General features: G+C 70.5%; 14 protein-coding genes. 1 reads left to right on the forward strand and 13 read right to left on the reverse strand.

Annotation, left to right across the window (positions count from 1 at the left end; genetic code table 11):
• Positions 1-119: 119 nt before the first annotated feature.
• The 13 genes from MDN94_RS38390 to rsmH all read right to left on the reverse strand — a co-directional run bounded on the left by MDN94_RS38390 (position 120) and on the right by rsmH (position 16006).
• Positions 120-839, reverse strand: a complete 720-nt coding sequence (locus MDN94_RS38390) for a YggS family pyridoxal phosphate-dependent enzyme (RefSeq protein ID WP_482730392.1) — start codon at positions 837-839, stop codon at positions 120-122.
• Complete coding sequence (gene pgeF, locus MDN94_RS38395) at positions 836-1585, reverse strand: peptidoglycan editing factor PgeF (RefSeq protein WP_482730393.1); 750 nt, start codon at positions 1583-1585, stop codon at positions 836-838. The genes MDN94_RS38390 and pgeF overlap by 4 nt, the downstream gene beginning before the upstream one ends.
• Positions 1582-2790, reverse strand: a complete 1209-nt coding sequence (ftsZ, locus tag MDN94_RS38400; RefSeq protein WP_482730394.1) for a cell division protein FtsZ — start codon at positions 2788-2790, stop codon at positions 1582-1584. The genes pgeF and ftsZ overlap by 4 nt, the downstream gene beginning before the upstream one ends.
• Before the next feature lie 284 nt (positions 2791-3074).
• Complete coding sequence (locus MDN94_RS38405; protein WP_482730395.1) at positions 3075-3890, reverse strand: cell division protein FtsQ/DivIB; 816 nt, start codon at positions 3888-3890, stop codon at positions 3075-3077.
• Between the two features lie 13 nt (positions 3891-3903).
• Complete coding sequence (murG, locus tag MDN94_RS38410; protein WP_189475473.1) at positions 3904-4998, reverse strand: undecaprenyldiphospho-muramoylpentapeptide beta-N-acetylglucosaminyltransferase; 1095 nt, start codon at positions 4996-4998, stop codon at positions 3904-3906.
• Between the two features lie 6 nt (positions 4999-5004).
• Positions 5005-6333, reverse strand: coding sequence for a putative lipid II flippase FtsW (gene ftsW, locus MDN94_RS38415; RefSeq protein WP_482730494.1), 1329 nt, complete (start codon positions 6331-6333; stop codon positions 5005-5007).
• Between the two features lie 509 nt (positions 6334-6842).
• Positions 6843-8270, reverse strand: a complete 1428-nt coding sequence (gene murD, locus MDN94_RS38420) for a UDP-N-acetylmuramoyl-L-alanine--D-glutamate ligase (protein ID WP_482730396.1) — start codon at positions 8268-8270, stop codon at positions 6843-6845.
• The gene (mraY, locus tag MDN94_RS38425) at positions 8252-9322 is read right to left on the reverse strand and encodes a phospho-N-acetylmuramoyl-pentapeptide-transferase (RefSeq protein ID WP_159692889.1); all 1071 of its coding nucleotides are present in this window, start codon (positions 9320-9322) and stop codon (positions 8252-8254) included. Before mraY ends, murD begins: the two co-directional genes overlap by 19 nt.
• Entirely contained in the window at positions 9319-10731 is a 1413-nt protein-coding gene (locus tag MDN94_RS38430; RefSeq protein WP_482730397.1) for a UDP-N-acetylmuramoyl-tripeptide--D-alanyl-D-alanine ligase, read from the reverse strand. Before MDN94_RS38430 ends, mraY begins: the two co-directional genes overlap by 4 nt.
• A 4-nt stretch (positions 10732-10735) precedes the next feature.
• A complete protein-coding gene (locus MDN94_RS38435; RefSeq protein WP_482730398.1) occupies positions 10736-12415 on the reverse strand; it encodes a UDP-N-acetylmuramoyl-L-alanyl-D-glutamate--2,6-diaminopimelate ligase in 1680 nt (559 codons plus the stop codon).
• A gap of 13 nt (positions 12416-12428) precedes the next feature.
• Positions 12429-14408 carry a peptidoglycan D,D-transpeptidase FtsI family protein gene (locus MDN94_RS38440; RefSeq protein ID WP_482730399.1) on the reverse strand — a complete coding sequence of 660 codons (1980 nt, stop codon included), beginning with the start codon at positions 14406-14408 and terminating at the stop codon, positions 12429-12431.
• A gap of 4 nt (positions 14409-14412) precedes the next feature.
• Positions 14413-14994 (reverse strand): cell division protein FtsL, encoded by a 582-nt coding sequence (gene ftsL, locus MDN94_RS38445; protein ID WP_482730400.1) that lies wholly within the window; start codon positions 14992-14994, stop codon positions 14413-14415.
• 55 nt (positions 14995-15049) lie between these two features.
• Positions 15050-16006 (reverse strand): 16S rRNA (cytosine(1402)-N(4))-methyltransferase RsmH, encoded by a 957-nt coding sequence (rsmH, locus tag MDN94_RS38450; RefSeq protein WP_482730401.1) that lies wholly within the window; start codon positions 16004-16006, stop codon positions 15050-15052.
• Positions 16007-16278: 272 nt separating this feature from the next.
• On the opposite strand from rsmH, the gene MDN94_RS38455 reads away from it, so the two are divergent.
• The gene (locus MDN94_RS38455; RefSeq protein ID WP_482730402.1) at positions 16279-16824 is read left to right on the forward strand and encodes a beta-class carbonic anhydrase; all 546 of its coding nucleotides are present in this window, start codon (positions 16279-16281) and stop codon (positions 16822-16824) included.
• Positions 16825-16933 lie beyond the last annotated feature (109 nt).

Here is a 16933-nt window from a genome sequence, read left to right on the forward strand (position 1 = left end):
GAGTCCTCCGCTCTGTGGTGGATCGGCATTCGTCACCAAGTGCCCGCGATCCACTCGGTCTGCCCGCTTTGTGCGGGAATGACCATATTTTCTACTGTGGTCCGACTTGCTTCGCGACGTTACCCGAGCCGGGGTCGGACTCCGAGCACCGCCGTACCGACGCGCACATGTGTCGCTCCGGCCGCAACGGCCTGCTCGAGGTCCGCACTCATCCCTGCTGACACCATGTTCGCAGCCGGATGGGCTGCGCGCAGGCTTGATGAGAATTCCATCAGCTGCTCGAACGCCGCCTGTTGCCGTCCCGCGTACGGGCCGGCCAGCGGCGCGACGGTCATCAGCCCTTCGAGCCGCAGTCCCGGCGAGCCGTCCACCGCCGCCGCCAACTCCTCGATCCCGTCCGGCGCGACGCCGCCGCGCTCCCCCTGCCGGCCCGACTCGGCGTCCAGCGCGACCTGGATCAGGCAGCCGAGTTCGCGTTCCGCCCGCACCGCGGCGACGGAGAGGGCGGAAACGAGCTTCGGACGGTCGACAGACTGCACCACATCGACATAACTCGCGACAGAACGGGCCTTGTTGGTCTGCAACTGACCGACGAAGTGCCAGCGAAGGTTCAGATCCGCGCAGGCGGCGGCCTTGGGGGCCGCGTCCTGATCACGGTTCTCCGCCACATGACGCACACCGAGTTCGTGGAGGAGTCGCACATCGCTCGCCGGATAGGTCTTGGTGACCACGATCAGGGTCACCTCGTCCCGCTCGCGGCCCGCTGCCGCGCAGGCGGAGGCGATACGTTCCTCCACCGCCGCCAGATTCCTGGCGAGTTCGGTTCTGCGGTCGGTCATGGGATCTTCCGGTCCTCCAGCCAGACGTATCCGGCGAGCCGTCCGGTCGTGCGGTCACGCCGGTAGGAATAGTGGTCGCTCGATTCCAGTGTGCAGACCCCGGACTGCCGGCGGTCGCGCACCCCGAGCGCCTCGAGCTGCGCGTGCACCCCGGCCGTGACGTCGACGGCCGGTGTCCCCCAGCTCGTCTCCGACCAGGCGGCCGGCTCGACGGCGACCACTTCCGACCGCATCTGCTCGGGTACCTCGTAGCAGCGACCGCAGACGGCCGGTCCGGTTCGAGCGATCATGCGCTCCGGTTCCGCGCCGAGCTTCCGCATCTCCTCGACGGCGGCGGGCACGACGCCCGCGATCATCCCGGGACGTCCCGCGTGCGCCGCTCCGACCACACCAGCGACCGGGTCCGCGAGCAGCACCGGTGTGCAGTCAGCGGTGAGCACGGCGAGGGCGAGGCCGCGTCGTGCGGTGACCAGCGCGTCGACCGCCGGCACGTCCGGGGTCGGCCACGGCCCGTCCACCTGGGCGACATCGTTGCCGTGCACCTGGTTCATCCAGACCACCGACTCCGGGGCGAGCCCCAGGGACCTGGCCGCGATCTTCCGGTTGGCCAGCACGGCTGCGGGGTCGTCGCCGACGGCGCCGCCGAGGTTCAGCTCCTCGTACGGAACGGCGCTCACCCCGCCCCACCGGTCGGTGAAGGCGAAGTGCGCGCCGCTCTCGTGTATCGCGTCGTGCTGCACAATCACTTCAGGAAGTCCGGAACATCCAGCTCTTCCGCCTGGCTGTCCGGGTACGGACGGGCCGTCGGAACCTGCGCCGGGCCGACCGGCGATCCCAGGTCGCTCGCGACCGGAGCCGGCTCCGCGGGCGTGGGCTCCTCGCGCACGGGCACGGTGCCGAGCCCGGTGGAGCGGGGGCCGTCGGTACCGCGGGGCGGGGTGGGGGCCTGCTCGTCACGCTTGCTGGAGGCGGAGCCGATCACGTTCTCCCGGCGGGTCGGCGGCTGACCGCCGTCGAAGCCGGCCGCGATGACCGTGACCCGCACCTCGTCGCCGAGCGCGTCGTCGATGACGGCGCCGAAGATGATGTTGGCCTCGGGATGGGCCGCCTCGCTGACGAGCTGGGCCGCCTCGTTGATCTCGAACAGGCCGAGGTCGGAGCCGCCGGAGATCGAGAGCAGTACACCGCGTGCGCCGTCGATGGACGCCTCGAGGAGCGGCGAGGAGATCGCCATCTCCGCCGCGGCCACGGCACGGTCGTCGCCGCGGGCCGAACCGATGCCCATGAGGGCCGAGCCGGCCTCGGACATCACGGACTTGACGTCGGCGAAGTCGAGGTTGATCAGACCCGGGGTGGTGATGAGGTCGGTGATGCCCTGAACACCGGACAGCAGGACCTGGTCCGCCGACTTGAAGGCGTCCAGCACGCTGACCTGGCGGTCCGAAATGGACAGCAGCCGGTCGTTCGGGATGACGATGAGGGTGTCGACCTCTTCGCGGAGTTCGGCGATGCCGTCCTCCGCCTGGTTCGCACGCCGCCGGCCCTCGAAGGTGAACGGGCGGGTGACCACGCCGATCGTGAGAGCGCCCAGCGAGCGGGCGATGTTGGCGACGACGGGTGCGCCGCCGGTGCCGGTGCCGCCGCCTTCGCCGGCGGTGACGAAGACCATGTCGGCCCCCTTGAGGACCTCCTCGATCTCCTCGCGGTGATCCTCTGCCGCCTTGCGACCGACTGCCGGATTCGCTCCGGCGCCGAGGCCTCGCGTGAGTTCGCGGCCGACGTCGAGTTTGACGTCGGCGTCGCTCATCAACAGCGCCTGAGCGTCCGTGTTGATAGCGATGAACTCGACGCCCTTGAGACCGACCTCGATCATTCGGTTGATGGCATTGACACCACCGCCGCCGACACCGATGACCTTGATGACTGCGAGGTAGTTCTGCGGTGCTGCCACGTCGAAGGCCTCTCGCCTCGAGTTACGTGTCGCCGCATCGCGGGGCCGCGCTGCGACGACTGATGTCGAATTGGGACGGCCCGACCAGCCGGCTGCCGACCCGAACCCTAACGCTGAAGTTTAGGGTTACCAGTGTGTCTGTTCCCTGGACTCTTCCGAACAGGACACTAAGTCGACAAGTGGCGCCCGTTCAACGAACACGCCGAACCTCCCGTTTTTCTTTTCACCCTATGTGATCACGCACAGCAATGACCAACCAGGGTGCTGGCCAGCACAGATGCGCGTCAACTCCCCGATGAGGCAGGGGCGCTGGGCGCGCTCACATCGAAGCGCCCGGCCTTGGGGGCTGCTTTCATGAGGGCTTCGAGCGCCCGCGCCTTCGCCCCGCCCTCCTCCGAGCTGCCCCACACCACGGTGCGATTGCCGCTCAACTCCAGGGAGAAGTAGTCGTATGAGACTACTTTCACGCTCTGTAGATCGGCTGCGACTTTCGCGGGAAGTTCACCTCTGACCCGGACCGCTTCCGCGACGAGCCGGTCCGCTCCGAATCGGTTCAGACTTGGCGAGTCGTCAACTTGCAGCTGGACCAGGGGAACACCCGCGGGCGCCGTGCCGACCGTGGCGAACCGCACTCCGGTTGCGTCCACTTCGACAAACTTTGTTCCCTTTTCGAGCAGCAGGACCGGCTTTCGCTCGGTCACGACCAGTTCGATACCGTCCGGCCACGACCGTTCGACCGCCACGGACTCGATTCGCGGCAGTTCCTGCCGCAGCCTGGCCTCGATGGCTTCGGTGTCGACCGAGATGAGCGGAGAGCCGATCGGCACCGCCGCCACGGCCCGGACCTCACCGGGCGTGAGGACGCGGGTGCCCCGGGTGGCCACATGCTCGGCGCGCAGCCAGGAGGAGCCGTACAGCAGCCAGAGCGCACCCGCGACAAGGACGATCGCGCCGAGGGCGATCAGCAGGGAGCGGGGGGTGGGCCGCCGGAAACGGCCGGCGGGAGTGTCCTCGCGATGCGGGCGGGCCTTGCCGCCGGGTCCTTCCGGCCCGTCCGGGGGCTTGCGCGCACCGCGTTCCGCGGTGGTCGGTCCGGCCACGCTCCCTGCCTTCTCACGCCTGCCGGCGTGCAGCAATCGCCTCGTACACCATGCCGACGAGCAGATCGTCGGCGTCCCTGCGGCCGAACTCGGCGGCCGCACGCGACATCTCGTACAGCCGGTGCGGATCGGCCAGCACCGGAAGGACGTTGCCCTGGACCCACTCCGGGGTCAGTTCGGCGTCGTCCACCAGCAGTCCGCCACCCGCCTTCACCACCGGCTGGGCGTTGAGCCGCTGTTCGCCGTTGCCGATCGGCAGCGGTACGTAAGCAGCGGGCAGGCCCACGGCGGAGAGTTCGGCGACGGTCATCGCGCCCGCGCGGCACAGCATCATGTCGGCAGCGGCGTACGCGAGGTCCATCCGGTCCACGTACGGTACCGGCACATAGGGCGGCATTCCGGGCATGTTGTCCACGCGCGGCAGTTCGTTCTTCGGGCCGACCGCGTGCAGGATCTGGATGCCGGAGCGCTGGAGCACCGGAGCGATCTGCTGGATCACCTCGTTGAGGCGGCGGGCGCCCTGCGAGCCGCCGGAGACCAGCAGCGTCGGCAGGTTGGGGTCGAGGCCGAAGGCGGCGCGGGCCTCGGGGCGGACCCTCGCTCGGTCGAGCGTCGCGATGGTGTGGCGCAGCGGGATGCCGATGTACCGGGAGTTGCGGAGCTTGCTGTCGGGCGTGGCGACGGCCACGCCGGCGGCGTACCGCGAACCGATCTTGTTGGCGAGGCCGGGACGGGCGTTGGCCTCGTGGATGACGATCGGCACCCCGAGGCGCTTGGCGGCGAGGTAGCCGGGCAGCGCGACGTAACCGCCGAAGCCGACGACGCAGTCGGCCTTGGTCCGCTCGAGGATCTGCTCCGCCGCCTTGATGGTGCCCCGGAGCCGCCCCGGGACGGTGATCAGCTCCGGTGTGGGTTTGCGCGGCAGCGGAACGGCGGGGATGAGCGCCAGCTCGTAGCCGCGCTCAGGCACAAGCCTGGTCTCGAGACCGCGCTCCGTGCCGAGGGCTGTGATGCCCACGCTCGGGTCCTGCCTGCGCAGGGCGTCCGCGAGGGCGAGCGCGGGCTCGATGTGGCCGGCGGTCCCCCCACCGGCGAGTACGACATGCACCGAAATTCACCGCTCTCCGGACGGACGCTTCTTGACGCGCCGTCTCATCGTCTTCCATCTCACCCCGGGCCTCCGCACGGCCAGGGCCGCCTTTGCCGCGGGATCCTCTCGCGCGAAGGCGATCAGCAGCCCGACGGCGAACATCGTCGGCAGCAGCGCGGACCCTCCGTAGGAGAAGAGCGGCAGCGGGACGCCGGCGATCGGCAGCAGACCGAGCACCGCACCGATGTTGACCACGGCCTGGGCCGTGATCCACGTGGTGACGCCTCCCGCCGCGTACCTCACGAAGGGGTCCTCCGTGCGTCCGGCGACGCGGATACCCGCATAGCCTAGAGCCGCGAACAGGGCGAGCACCGACAGCGTCCCCGCCAGGCCCAGTTCCTCCCCGGCGATGGCGAAGATGAAGTCGGTGTGCGGTTCGGGTAGTTGGCCCCATTTTTCCACACTTGCACCGAGACCGGAACCGAACCATCCGCCAGACGCAAGAGCATAGATGCCGTGGACGGCCTGCCAGCACTCGCCTTCCGGTCCGAGGTCGATCGCACCGATGCAGGACAGCCGGGACATCCGGTTCGCGTTGGTCCTGATCAGCAGCAGACCGACGAGACCGGCGATGCCGAGCACCCCCGCGAAGAGCCGGGTCGGGGCCCCCGCGAGCCACAGCAGACCGAACAGGATCGCTGTGAGGATGATCGCCGTGCCCATGTCCCCGCCGAGCATGATCAGGCCGAGGAGCAGGAAGGCGACCGGTACCAGCGGCACCAGCAGGTGCTTCCACTGGGTCAGCAGCCGTCGGTCCTGCTTGCGTGCCAGAAGGTCCGCGCCCCACAGGATCAGCGCCAGCTTGCCGAACTCACTGGGCTGAAGCTGGAAGGGGCCGCCGAGGTAGATCCAGTTCTGGTTGCCGTTGACCGCATGCCCTATCCCGGGCACCTGCACCAGCACCATCAGGAAGACGGTGATCACCAGGAGGGGATAGGACAGCGCCCGGTGCAGTTTGACGGGCATCCGGGAAGCGACCAGCAGCAGGACGGTACCGATGACCGCGGCGACGAACTGCTTCTGGAAGAAGTACGAGGCGGGCAGCGAGTACTCCAGCGCCTGGATCATCGACGCGGAGTAGACCATCACCAGCCCGAGAACGGTGATCAGCAGGCTGCTGCCCAGGATCAGGTAGTAGGCGGTGAGCGGCCGGTCCCAGGCCCTGCGTGCCTGCTCGTACAGCCGCCGGGGCCCGCGGGGGCCGCTTTCGGAGGTTCGCGGGGCACGTGGCCCACCGCCCCGCACACGGGGCGCGCGCCGGACGTCCCCGCCGGTGCGGCTCCGCAGCGCGATGCCGGCTCCGCCGGCGAAGGCGGGTACGCGCCCCACGGGCACGGTGCCGGCCCCGGCGAGGGCGGGCACCGGCCCTGCGGGCACGAGCCCGGCGATCCACGCCCCTGCGGCGCGTACCGCGCCTCCTGCGGCTGCTGCCCGGCCCGGCGCACCCCGGCGGGCCGGGCGGGCCACGCAGCGGGCAGGAGTGCCCCTCTCGGGGGTATCGGGGGCCGACGGGACGGCAGGCACATCCGCCGGGGGCGCCGGCCACCCGGCGCCGGCCGCGTCCGCATACGCACGGTCCGGCGGCAGGGGAGAATCGTCCGCGGTCGTCCTCGCCGCGGCGTCGGTGGCGTGCGGGGCCGCCGTGGCGGGCCCTTCCCGGGTGCCGCGGGCCGGCCGTCGTGGCGGGGTGGTCCCGGCGGCGGGGACGGAGAGGGCGTCTCCCGGGCCCAAGGGCCCCTCGGTGGCCGGCATGGTCGCTGTCCCCTCCAGTCGTGCCCGGCGGCAGCCGGACCTCGCGGCTGTCAGGCGTGCTCGTCGGCGAGGGCCCGGACCGCTTCCGCGAAGGCCTCGCCCCGCTCGTTGTAGTTGGTGAACATGTCCATCGAGGCGCAGGCCGGTGCCAGCAGGACCGTGTCTCCGGGCCGGGCGAGCGAGGCCGCCTCCCGTACCGCCGCGGACATCGCCCCAGTGTCTGTCCGCTCGAGGTCGACGACCGGGACCTCGGGCGCGTGTCGCGCCAGGGCTTCGCGGATCAGCGCGCGGTCGGCGCCGATCAGGACGACGCCCCGCAACCGCTTCGCCGACGCGGTGACCAGTTCGTCGAAGGTGGCGCCCTTGGCAAGTCCCCCGGCGACCCACACGATCGGTTCGTAGGCGGCCAAAGAGGCCTCCGCCGCATGGGTGTTGGTCGCCTTGGAGTCGTCGACGTAGGCGACGCCCGCCACTTCGGCGACGTGCTCGATGCGGTGCGCGTCGGGCCGGAAGGCGCGCAGTCCGTCCCGTACGGCCGCCGGCTCGACGCCGAACGCGCGGGCCAGCGCCGCCGCCGCGAGGGCGTTGGCGATGTTGTGCGGCGCCGGCGGGTTCACGTCGGCGACCTCGGCCAGCTCCTGCGCCTGCTTGTGGCGGTCGGCGACGAACGCTCGGTCCACCAGGATGCCTTCCACGACACCCAGTTGCGACGGTCCCGGCGTCCCGAGGGTGAAGCCGATGGCCCGGCAGCCCTCTTCGACGTCCGCGGCGCGCACGAGTTCCTCCGTGGCGGGGTCGGCGGCGTTGTAGACGCAGGCGACCGTGTTGCCCTCGTAGATGCGGCCCTTGTCGGCGGCGTACGCCTCCATGGAGCCGTGCCAGTCGAGGTGATCGGGCGCGAGGTTGAGCACAGCGGCGGAGTGCGCGCGCAGCGAGGGGGCCCAGTGGAGCTGGTAGCTGGACAGCTCGACGGCGAGCACGTCGTATTGCTCGTCGCCGAGGACGACATCGATGATCGGTGTGCCGATGTTGCCGATCGCGGCCGTCCGCAGACCGGCGGCCGTCAGGATCGAGGCGAGCATCCGGGTCGTGGTCGTCTTGCCGTTGGTGCCGGTGATCGCCAACCACGGCGCAGCGTCCGGGCCGCGCAGCCGCCACGCGATCTCCACGTCGCCGACGACGTCGACTCCGGCGGCCGCCGCGGCGGCGAACAGCGGGCTGGACGGCTTCCAGCCGGGCGAGGTGACCACCAGGTCGGTGCCCTCCGGCAGGGTCCGGGCGTCACCGAGCCGTACGACGACGCCCGCTTCGGCCAGTTCGGCCGCACGCGCCTCGTGCGTCTCGCCGGATCCGCCGTCCACGACGGTGACCCGCGCGCCGAGCCCGGCCAGGGCGCGTGCGGCGCTGACGCCGCTCACGCCGAGGCCGGCGACGGTGACGTTCATGCCCTGCCAGTCGCTCACTTGTCGGCTGCCCATCCCGCGTAGAAGAGACCGAGGCCCACGATGACGCACATGCCCTGGATGATCCAGAACCGGACCACCACAAGGACTTCGGACCACCCCTTCAGTTCGAAGTGGTGCTGGAGCGGCGCCATCCTGAAGACCCGCTTGCCCGTCATCTTGAACGAACCCACCTGGATCACCACGGACATCGTGATGAGAACGAACAGGCCGCCGAGGAGGGCGAGCAGGAATTCGGTACGGGAGCAGATCGCCAGGCCCGCGAGTGCGCCGCCGAGTGCGAGCGAGCCGGTGTCGCCCATGAAGATCTTGGCGGGAGAGGTGTTCCACCACAGGAAGCCGAAGCAGGAACCCATCAGCGCGGAGGCGACGACCGCGAGGTCGAGCGGATCTCGCACTTCGAAACAGGCGTTGGGGTTGGTGAGGGTCACGGCGTTGGCGCAGGACTCCTGGAACTGCCACAGCCCGATGAACGTGTACGCGCCGAAGACCATTACCGAGGCGCCGGTGGCGAGGCCGTCCAGGCCGTCCGTCAGGTTCACGCCGTTCGACATCGCGAGGATCATGAACAGCGCCCAGACGACGAACAGCACCGGGCCGATGGACCAGCCGAAGTCGGTGATGAACGACAGCTTGGTCGAGGCCGGGGTGTTGCCGCGCTGGTCGGCGAACTGCAGTGACAGCACGGCGAAGGCGATGCCGACGATCAGCTGGCCGGCCATCTTCGCCTTGGCCCGCAGACCCAGCGAACGCTGCTTGACGATCTTGATGTAGTCGTCGAGGAAGCCGACCAGGCCCATTCCGGCCATGAGGAAGAGCACCAGGACACCCGAGAAGGTCGGGTCCTCACCGGTGATCACCTTGGCGAGCGCGTACGCGATGAGCGTCGCCAGGATGAAGGAGATGCCGCCCATGGTGGGCGTGCCCTTCTTCCCGGCGTGGCCGCGCGGGCCGTCGTCGCGGATGAACTGCCCGTATCCCTTGCGGGCCAGGAGCTTGATCAGCAGTGGGGTACCGATCAGGGTCAGGAAGAGACCGATCGCTCCCGCGAAGAGGATCTGCCTCATCGGACGGCACCCTCACCCTCGGGACCCTCGAGCAGCGCTTGTGCGATCCGCTCCAGACCGACCGACCTGGAAGCCTTCACCAGCACGACGTCTCCCGGGCGCAGCTCTCTGCGCAACAGGTCGACCGCCGCCTGCGCGTCGGACACGTGCACCGACTCCTCACCCCACGAACCCTCGTTGTATGCGCCCAGCTGCAACCAGGACGCTTCCCTGCCCCCGACCGCGACGAGCTTGCCGACGTTGAGCCGGACGGCAAGCCGCCCGACCGCGTCGTGCTCGACGAGTGCTTCGTCACCGAGCTCGGCCATCTGCCCGAGCACCGCCCACGTACGACGTCCCTTGCCCATGGCGGCCAGCGCTCGCAGCGCGGCGCGCATGGACTCGGGGTTCGCGTTGTAGGCGTCGTTGACGACCGTCACGCCGTCCGGACGCTCGGTGACCTCCATACGCCATCGGGAGAGGGTGCCCGCCTCCGAGAGCGCGAGGGCGATCTCACTGGCGGACATGTCCAGCTCATGGGCGACGGCGGCCGCGGCGAGCGCGTTCGACACGTGGTGCTCACCGTACAGCCGCATGGTCACATCGCTGCACCCGGTGGGTGTGTGGAGCGTGAAAGTGGGTTGTCCGAGTTCGGTGAGACGGACATTCTCGGCGCGTACGGCAGCGTCGTCGGCCTCACCGAACAGCAGCACGCGGGCTTTTGTACGGGAGGCCATGGCACGGACCAAGGGGTCGTCGGCGTTGAGGACGGCGACTCCGCCTTCCTCTCCCGGAGGAAGCGACTCGACCATCTCCCCCTTGGCCTGCGCGATCTGCTCGCGGCCGCCGAACTCGCCGATGTGGGCGGTGCCGACGTTCAGCACGAGACCGATCCGGGGCGGGGTCAGCTCGGTGAGGTAGCGGATGTGGCCGATTCCGCGCGCTCCCATTTCGAGCACCAGGTGCTCGGTCTCCTCGGTGGCGCGCAGCGCGGTGAGGGGCAGTCCGATCTCGTTGTTGAGGGATCCGGGTGTCCAGACGGTGGGTGCCTTGCGCTGGAGCACCTGCGCGATCAGGTCCTTGGTGCTGGTCTTTCCGGCCGAGCCGGTCAGCGCGACGACCTTGGTACCGAGGCGCTCGACGACGCGACGGGCCAGGCGCCCCAAGGCGCTCTGCACGTCGTCGACGACGATCGCGGGCACCCCGAGGGGGCGGGTGGCCAGCACGGCTGCCGCGCCGGCCGCCACCGCCTGCTCCGCGTAGTCGTGCCCGTCGACCTTCTCGCCCTGGAAGGCGGCGAAGAGGCTGCCGGGCTCGACCGCCCGGGAGTCGATGACGACGGGGCCGGTGACCAGTGTGGCCGGATCCGGTATGTCGTGCGACTGCCCGCCGACGATTTCGGCGATCTCGGCGAGGGAGAGGGCGATCACTGGGTCATCCCTGATTCTTATTGGCGGCGGTGCCGACAGCGCGTTCGATAGCGGCGCGCAGTACCTGACGGTCGTCGAACGCGCGGACCACACCGGCGATGTCCTGGCCCTGCTCGTGGCCCTTGCCCGCGACGAGCACGGTGTCGCCGGCCTCGGCACGGGCGACCGCGGCGGCGATCGCCTCCGCACGGTCCTCGTAGACCATCACGTCGCCGCGCTCGTGGACCGGCACCTCCGCGGCACCCGCCAGCATCGTGGCGAGGATCGCGAGCGGGTCCTCGCCGCGCGGGTTGTCGGAGGTCAGCACGGCGGTGTCGGCCAGCCGCGCGGCGGCCGCGCCCATGGGGCCGCGCTTGGTCTTGTCACGGTCGCCGCCGCAGCCGAGCACGATGTGGACCTTGCCCTTGGTGACCTTGCGCAGGGAGCGCAACACGGACTCCACGGCATCGGTCTTGTGGGCGTAGTCCACGACCGCCAGGTACGGCTGGCCCGCGTCGACGCGCTCGAGCCGGCCGGGCACACCGGGCACTGCGGCGATGCCGTCGGCCGAGGTCTGCGGGTCGAGCCCGGCGACGGCGAGCGTGACGACGGCGGCCAGTGCGTTGGCCACGTTGAAGGGCCCGGGCAGCGGCGCCTGGGCGCGTACCCGCTCGCCAGCCGGGCCCACCGCGGTGAAGGTGGAGCCGACTGCGGTGACTTCGACGTCCTCGGCCCGCCAGTCGGCGTCCGGGTGGCCCTCCGCGGAGAAGGTGGTCACGGGCACGGTGGCCTCGTCGACGAGCCTGCGGCCGTACTCGTCGTCGAAGTTGACGACCGCTTTCCGGCTGCGCAGCGGCGTGAACAGCTGCGCCTTCGCCTGGAAGTAGTCCTCCATGTCGGAGTGGAATTCCATGTGCTCGGGGCTGAGGTTGTTGAAGACGGCGATGTCGAAGACACAGCCGTCGACCCTGCCGAGCACCAGGGCGTGGCTGGAGACCTCCATGGCGACCGCGTCGGCGCCGCGCTCACGCATGACCGCGAACAGCGCCTGAAGGTCGGTGGCCTCGGGGGTGGTGCGCTCCGACTTGATGCGCTCGTCGCCGATCCGCATCTCGACCGTGCCGATGAGGCCCGTGGAACGGCCGGCCGCCTTGAGGCCGCCCTCGACGAGATAGGCGGTCGTGGTCTTGCCCGAGGTGCCGGTGATGCCGATCTGGAGCAGGTCGTCGCCGGGGTGCCCGTAGATCTCGGTGGCGAGTTCGCCCATCCGGCCGCGCGGATTCTCCGTGACGAGAACCGGGAGGCCGGTCGCGGCGGCGCGTTCTGCACCGCTCTCGTCGGTGAGGATGGCGGCCGCGCCGAGGTCGGCGGCCTGGGCGGCGAAGTCGGCCCCGTGGAAGCGGGCGCCGGGCAGGGCGGCGTAGACGTCACCCGGGCGTACCGCCCGGGAGTCATGGGTGATGCCGGTGATCTCCGCGGCACCCGGCGACTGCACCCCCAGCCGTGCCGCGAGCTCCGCGAGCTTCGTCGGGCGGGGCCGTTCCGGACGGGGCGCTCCCGTCTGTTTCGCGGGGGCGTCCTGCGGGGCGGTTCGGTACTGATCAGCTTGTGGCACGGCGGTGAGCGTACCGGGCGCACCGGGCCCGGGCGAAAATGAGGGGCGCTCCCCTGGCCGGTTCCCGGGATCGGGGGTGATCGTCGTCACTGGGTACCTCCGGTCACTCGCCGGGTTCGAAGGTCACGGGCAGCCTGGCAGGGCCCTTGCCGGTCGGAGCGACCTGCAGGGTCTTCAGCGCGAACTCCATGACTTTTTGGTAGATGGGACCGCAGATCTGGCCGCCGAAGTAGCTCCCCTTGGTGGGGTTCTGGATGGCGCAGTAGACGGTGATCTGGGGGTCGTCGGCCGGTGCGAAGCCGGCGAACGAGGCGGTGTAGCCCTTGTAGACGCCGAGTTCGGGGTCGACCCGGTTCGCCGTTCCGGTCTTGCCTGCGACGCGGTAGCCGGGGATGCGGGCCTTGGTTCCGGTGCCCTCCTCGTCGTCGACGACGGACTCGAGCATGGTCGCGAGGGTGTCGGCGGTCTTCTCGCTGACGACCCTGGTCCTCTCCGGCTCCTCGGCGGGGGTGAAGCGGCCGTTGGGGCCCCTGGTGCCGCGCACGAGGGTTGGTTCGATGCGCACGCCGCCGTTGGCGACGGTGGAGTACACGGAGGCCGCCTGTACGGCGTTGACGGACAGCCCCTGTCCGAAGGGGATCGTGTACTGCTGCGAGGTGGACCAGTCCTTCGGCGGGGCGAGGATGCCCGGGGTCTCGCCCGGATAACCGAGTCCGGTGGGGCTGCCGAGGCCGAACTTGCGCAGGTAGGAGTGGAGCACCTTGTTGGCCTCCGGCTGCGACGTGCCGAGCTGCCCGGTGGCGAGGATCGTGCCGATGTTGCTGGACTTGGCGAGGACGCCGTTGAGCGTCAGGTACCAGGTGGGGTGGTCGATGTCGTCCTTGAAGAGCCGGTCGCCGCGGTGGAGCCGGTTGGGGACGACGACGTGCGTCGCGGGGGTGGCCTTCTTCTCCTCGAGCACGGCGGCCATGGACACCACCTTGGCGGTGGAGCCCGGTTCGAACGCGTCCTGAAGGGCCGCGTTGCCGAGGGTGGCGGAGGTGGCCTGGCCGAGGTCGTTGGGGTCGTAGCCAGGGGCGTTGGCCATGGCGAGGATCTCGCCGGTGCGGGTGTTCTGCACGATCACGTAGCCGCGGTCGGCCTTCGACTTGCCGACCTGGTCCTCGATGGCCTTCTGGGCTGCCCACTGGATGTCGCGGTCGATGGTCAGTTCCACATCGGACCCGGGGACCGCGGGGACCTCGCGCGAGGTGGCGGTGGGGACACGGCGACCGCCGGACTGGGTGTAGGTGACGGTGCCGTCCTTGCCCGCGAGCGTCTCGTCGAGCATGGACTCGATGCCCCCGCCGCCCCGGTTCGAGGCGTTCACGAATCCCAGTATTCCGGCGGCGAGATCGCCGTTGGGATAGACGCGTTTGCTGCTGGGCTCCTGGAAGACGCCGGCCAGCACGTTGGCCCCGGGACCGCCCTTGCTCTTGTCGGCGGAGGCCTTCTGCGCATAGACGCTCTTGAGGTCCTTGATCTGGTTCCACACCTGCGGCGTCTGGCGGCGTGCCAGCACGGCGTATCGGGAGCCGGGCTTCTTGAGCTTCGCGGCGAGCTCGGCCGGTTCCTTGCCGAGGATGGGCGCGAGCAGTTGGGCCGCCTGTTCCGGCGCGTCGGGGGCCTTGCTGTCCTCGGGCGTGAACATCTTCGGGTCGGCCGTGATGTCGTAGGCATCCACGCTGGTGGCGAGCGCGACTCCGGCCCGGTCGGTGATCTCGCCCCGCTCGGCCGCGAGTTTGCGGCTGAGGTAGCGGTTCTTCTCGGCCTTGGCCGCGTAGGCGCTCGCGTCGACGGCCTGCACCTGGAGCAGCCGCACCACGAAAGCGAGCATCACCAGCGTCAGGCCGAGGCTGACCAGTCTCAGCCGGGGGCGCGGATTGCCGAGCCGTACGCGCCGGGGCGCCGGGCGTCGGCCGGGCTGCGGCCTGCGGGCGGCGGGCCGCTGACCGGGCCGCTGACCGGAGCGCTGGGGGGCCTGCGCGGAGGGCCGCCGGGCGGGGCCCGGTACCCGGCGCCGCGGTGGTTCCTTGGGGGGCACTGCGTCACCTGCCGGGGATCGTCGGGTTCGGCTGCGGGGACGTACGGACGGAGGGGGTGGAGCCGGGAGCGGCGGGCGGTCCCGAGAGCCCCGGCGTCCCGGTGGAGGCCGACGGCGCCTGCCCGGAGGCGCTCGGCGCGGCAGCCGGGGGCCCGGACGGCGACGGCGCTGCGGCGGAGGGCTCGGTGGAGGGCTGCGCCGGTGGCGGCAGGGGCTCCGCGGTGGCCTTGCGCGGTACGCCGAGCACCTTTCCGTCCGGACCGAGGAAGGCAGGGCCGCCGCCGGGGACCATGCCGAGCTCACGGGCGCGCCGCTCGAGGGCGTCGGGGGCCGAGTGACGGTCCACGTCCCGCTGGAGCGCCTGCTGCTCGTCGGTGAGTTCGGTGGTCTTCTTCTTCAGTTCGCTCAGCTCGAAGGAGCCCTGGCTGAGCGAGGAGTTCAGCAGCAGGAGTGTGATCAGCCCACCGGACAGCAGGAGCACGACCAGCAGGACGAAGGGGGTACGGGCCGCGGTGCTCGGCCCCGACGGCATCAGCCGCGTGAGCCGTACGGCCCTTCCCTTCAGTTGCTTGGCCGCTGTGCTCAAGGTGTCCTCCGGTTCTCTTCCCCGCCGGCCGTGCGCAGTCGCCCGCGCGCTGTGCTCACGCCACGTCCTCCCGGATGCGCTCCGCCCCCCTCAGACGGGCCGGGGCCGCTCGGCGGTTCTCGGCGATCTCTTCGTCGCTGGGCAGCTCCGCCCCACGGGTCAGAAGCTTCAGCCGCGGCTGGTACTGCTCCGGCACCACGGGCAGGCCGGGCGGGGCGGTGTTCGCGGCGCCTGCCGCGAACACCTGCTTGACCAGCCGGTCCTCGAGAGAGTGGTACGACAGCACAGCGATCCGCCCGCCGACGGCGAGCGCGGACACCGCGGCGGGAACGGCCCGCTCGAGCACCGCCAGTTCTCCGTTCACCTCGATGCGCAGAGCCTGGAAGGTGCGCTTGGCCGGGTTGCCGCCGGTGCGCTTCGCGGCCTGCGGCAGCGCGTCGCGGATGAGCTCGACGAGCCGGGCGCTGTTGGTGAACGGTTCCTTCTCCCGCTCCCGCACGATGGCGGACACGATCCGCTTGGCCTGCTTCTCCTCGCCGTAGGCGCGCAGGATCCGCACCAGTTCGCCGGGGGGATAGGTGTTGAGGACCTCGGCGGCGCTCATGCCCGTCGTCTGGTCCATCCGCATGTCGAGCGGGGCGTCCTGGGCGTAGGCGAAGCCGCGGTCGGCCTCGTCGAGCTGCATGGAGGAGACGCCGAGGTCGAACAGCACACCCTGGACGCGGGGAATCCCGAGGCGGGCGAGCACGTCGGGAAGCTCGTCGTAGACGGCGTGCACCAGGGTCGCCCGCTCACCGAACCGGGCCAGCCGCTCGCCGGAAAGACGGAGGGCCTCCGTGTCCCGGTCGAGTGCGACGAGGCGGGTCTGCGGGAACTGCTCGAGCAGGGCCTCGCTGTGGCCGCCGAGGCCGAGGGTGCAGTCGACGACGACTCCGCCGGGCGCCTGGAGGGCGGGGGCCAGCATGTCCAGGCACCGCTGGAGCATCACCGGGACGTGTCGGGTCTGGCTCATGCGCCCTCTCAGATCCGGCGCGGGCGGGTCATGGCCGGGCCGTGCGTACGCCGCGCACGCGGGGAATGTGCGGGGGGCCGTCGGGTGTGTGGGCGGCCTCCGTGAACTTCGCGTCACTTTAGTCCACTGCTCCGGCCGGTCAATCAACCGGCCAGCGCGTCGCGCGGCCCGCCGTGTCAGGCTTGTGGGTTACCTCACAGCAAGGGTCGTTGACGTTCTTTTGTCCGCTCTCACACCGAGCCTGTGCGGCCGGTGACCGCTACCTTCGAGACATGTCGACTTCTGCGTACCAGCCCGCCGCCGCTCCCGCACGCACCGGCGGCACTGTCACTGATCGACTCGTCGAAGCGAACCAGCGCTACGCCGCGGAGTTCCAGGACCCGGGGATGGACGCCCGCCCGGTCCTCAAGGTGGCCGTGGTCGCCTGCATGGACGCCCGTCTCGACCTGCACGCGGCGCTCGGACTCGAACTCGGCGACTGCCACACGATCCGCAACGCCGGCGGAGTGGTCACCGATGACGTGATCCGCTCCCTCACCATCAGCCAGCGCGCGCTCGGCACCCGCAGCGTGATCCTCGTGCACCACACCGGCTGCGGTCTGGAGACGATCACGGAGGACTTCCGCATCGAGCTGGAGGAGGAGGTCGGGCAGCGGCCGGCGTGGGCCGTCGAAGCGTTCCGCGACGTCGACCAGGACGTCCGGCAGTCGATGCAGCGGGTGCGCACCTCGCCGTTCCTGCTGCACGCCGACGATGTACGCGGCTTCGTCTTCGATGTCACCACGGGCCTGCTCCGCGAGATCGACCCCGCTGAGTGAGTAGCTGAGCACGCGATATAGCACCCCAACCCCGACATATCCCGCCCACTTATCCACAGGCGAGTGACACAACGCGGCAACGCCAACAAGAATGCGGGTGTGACCCCCT

The organism is Streptomyces sp. WAC00040 (genome assembly GCF_056835925.1).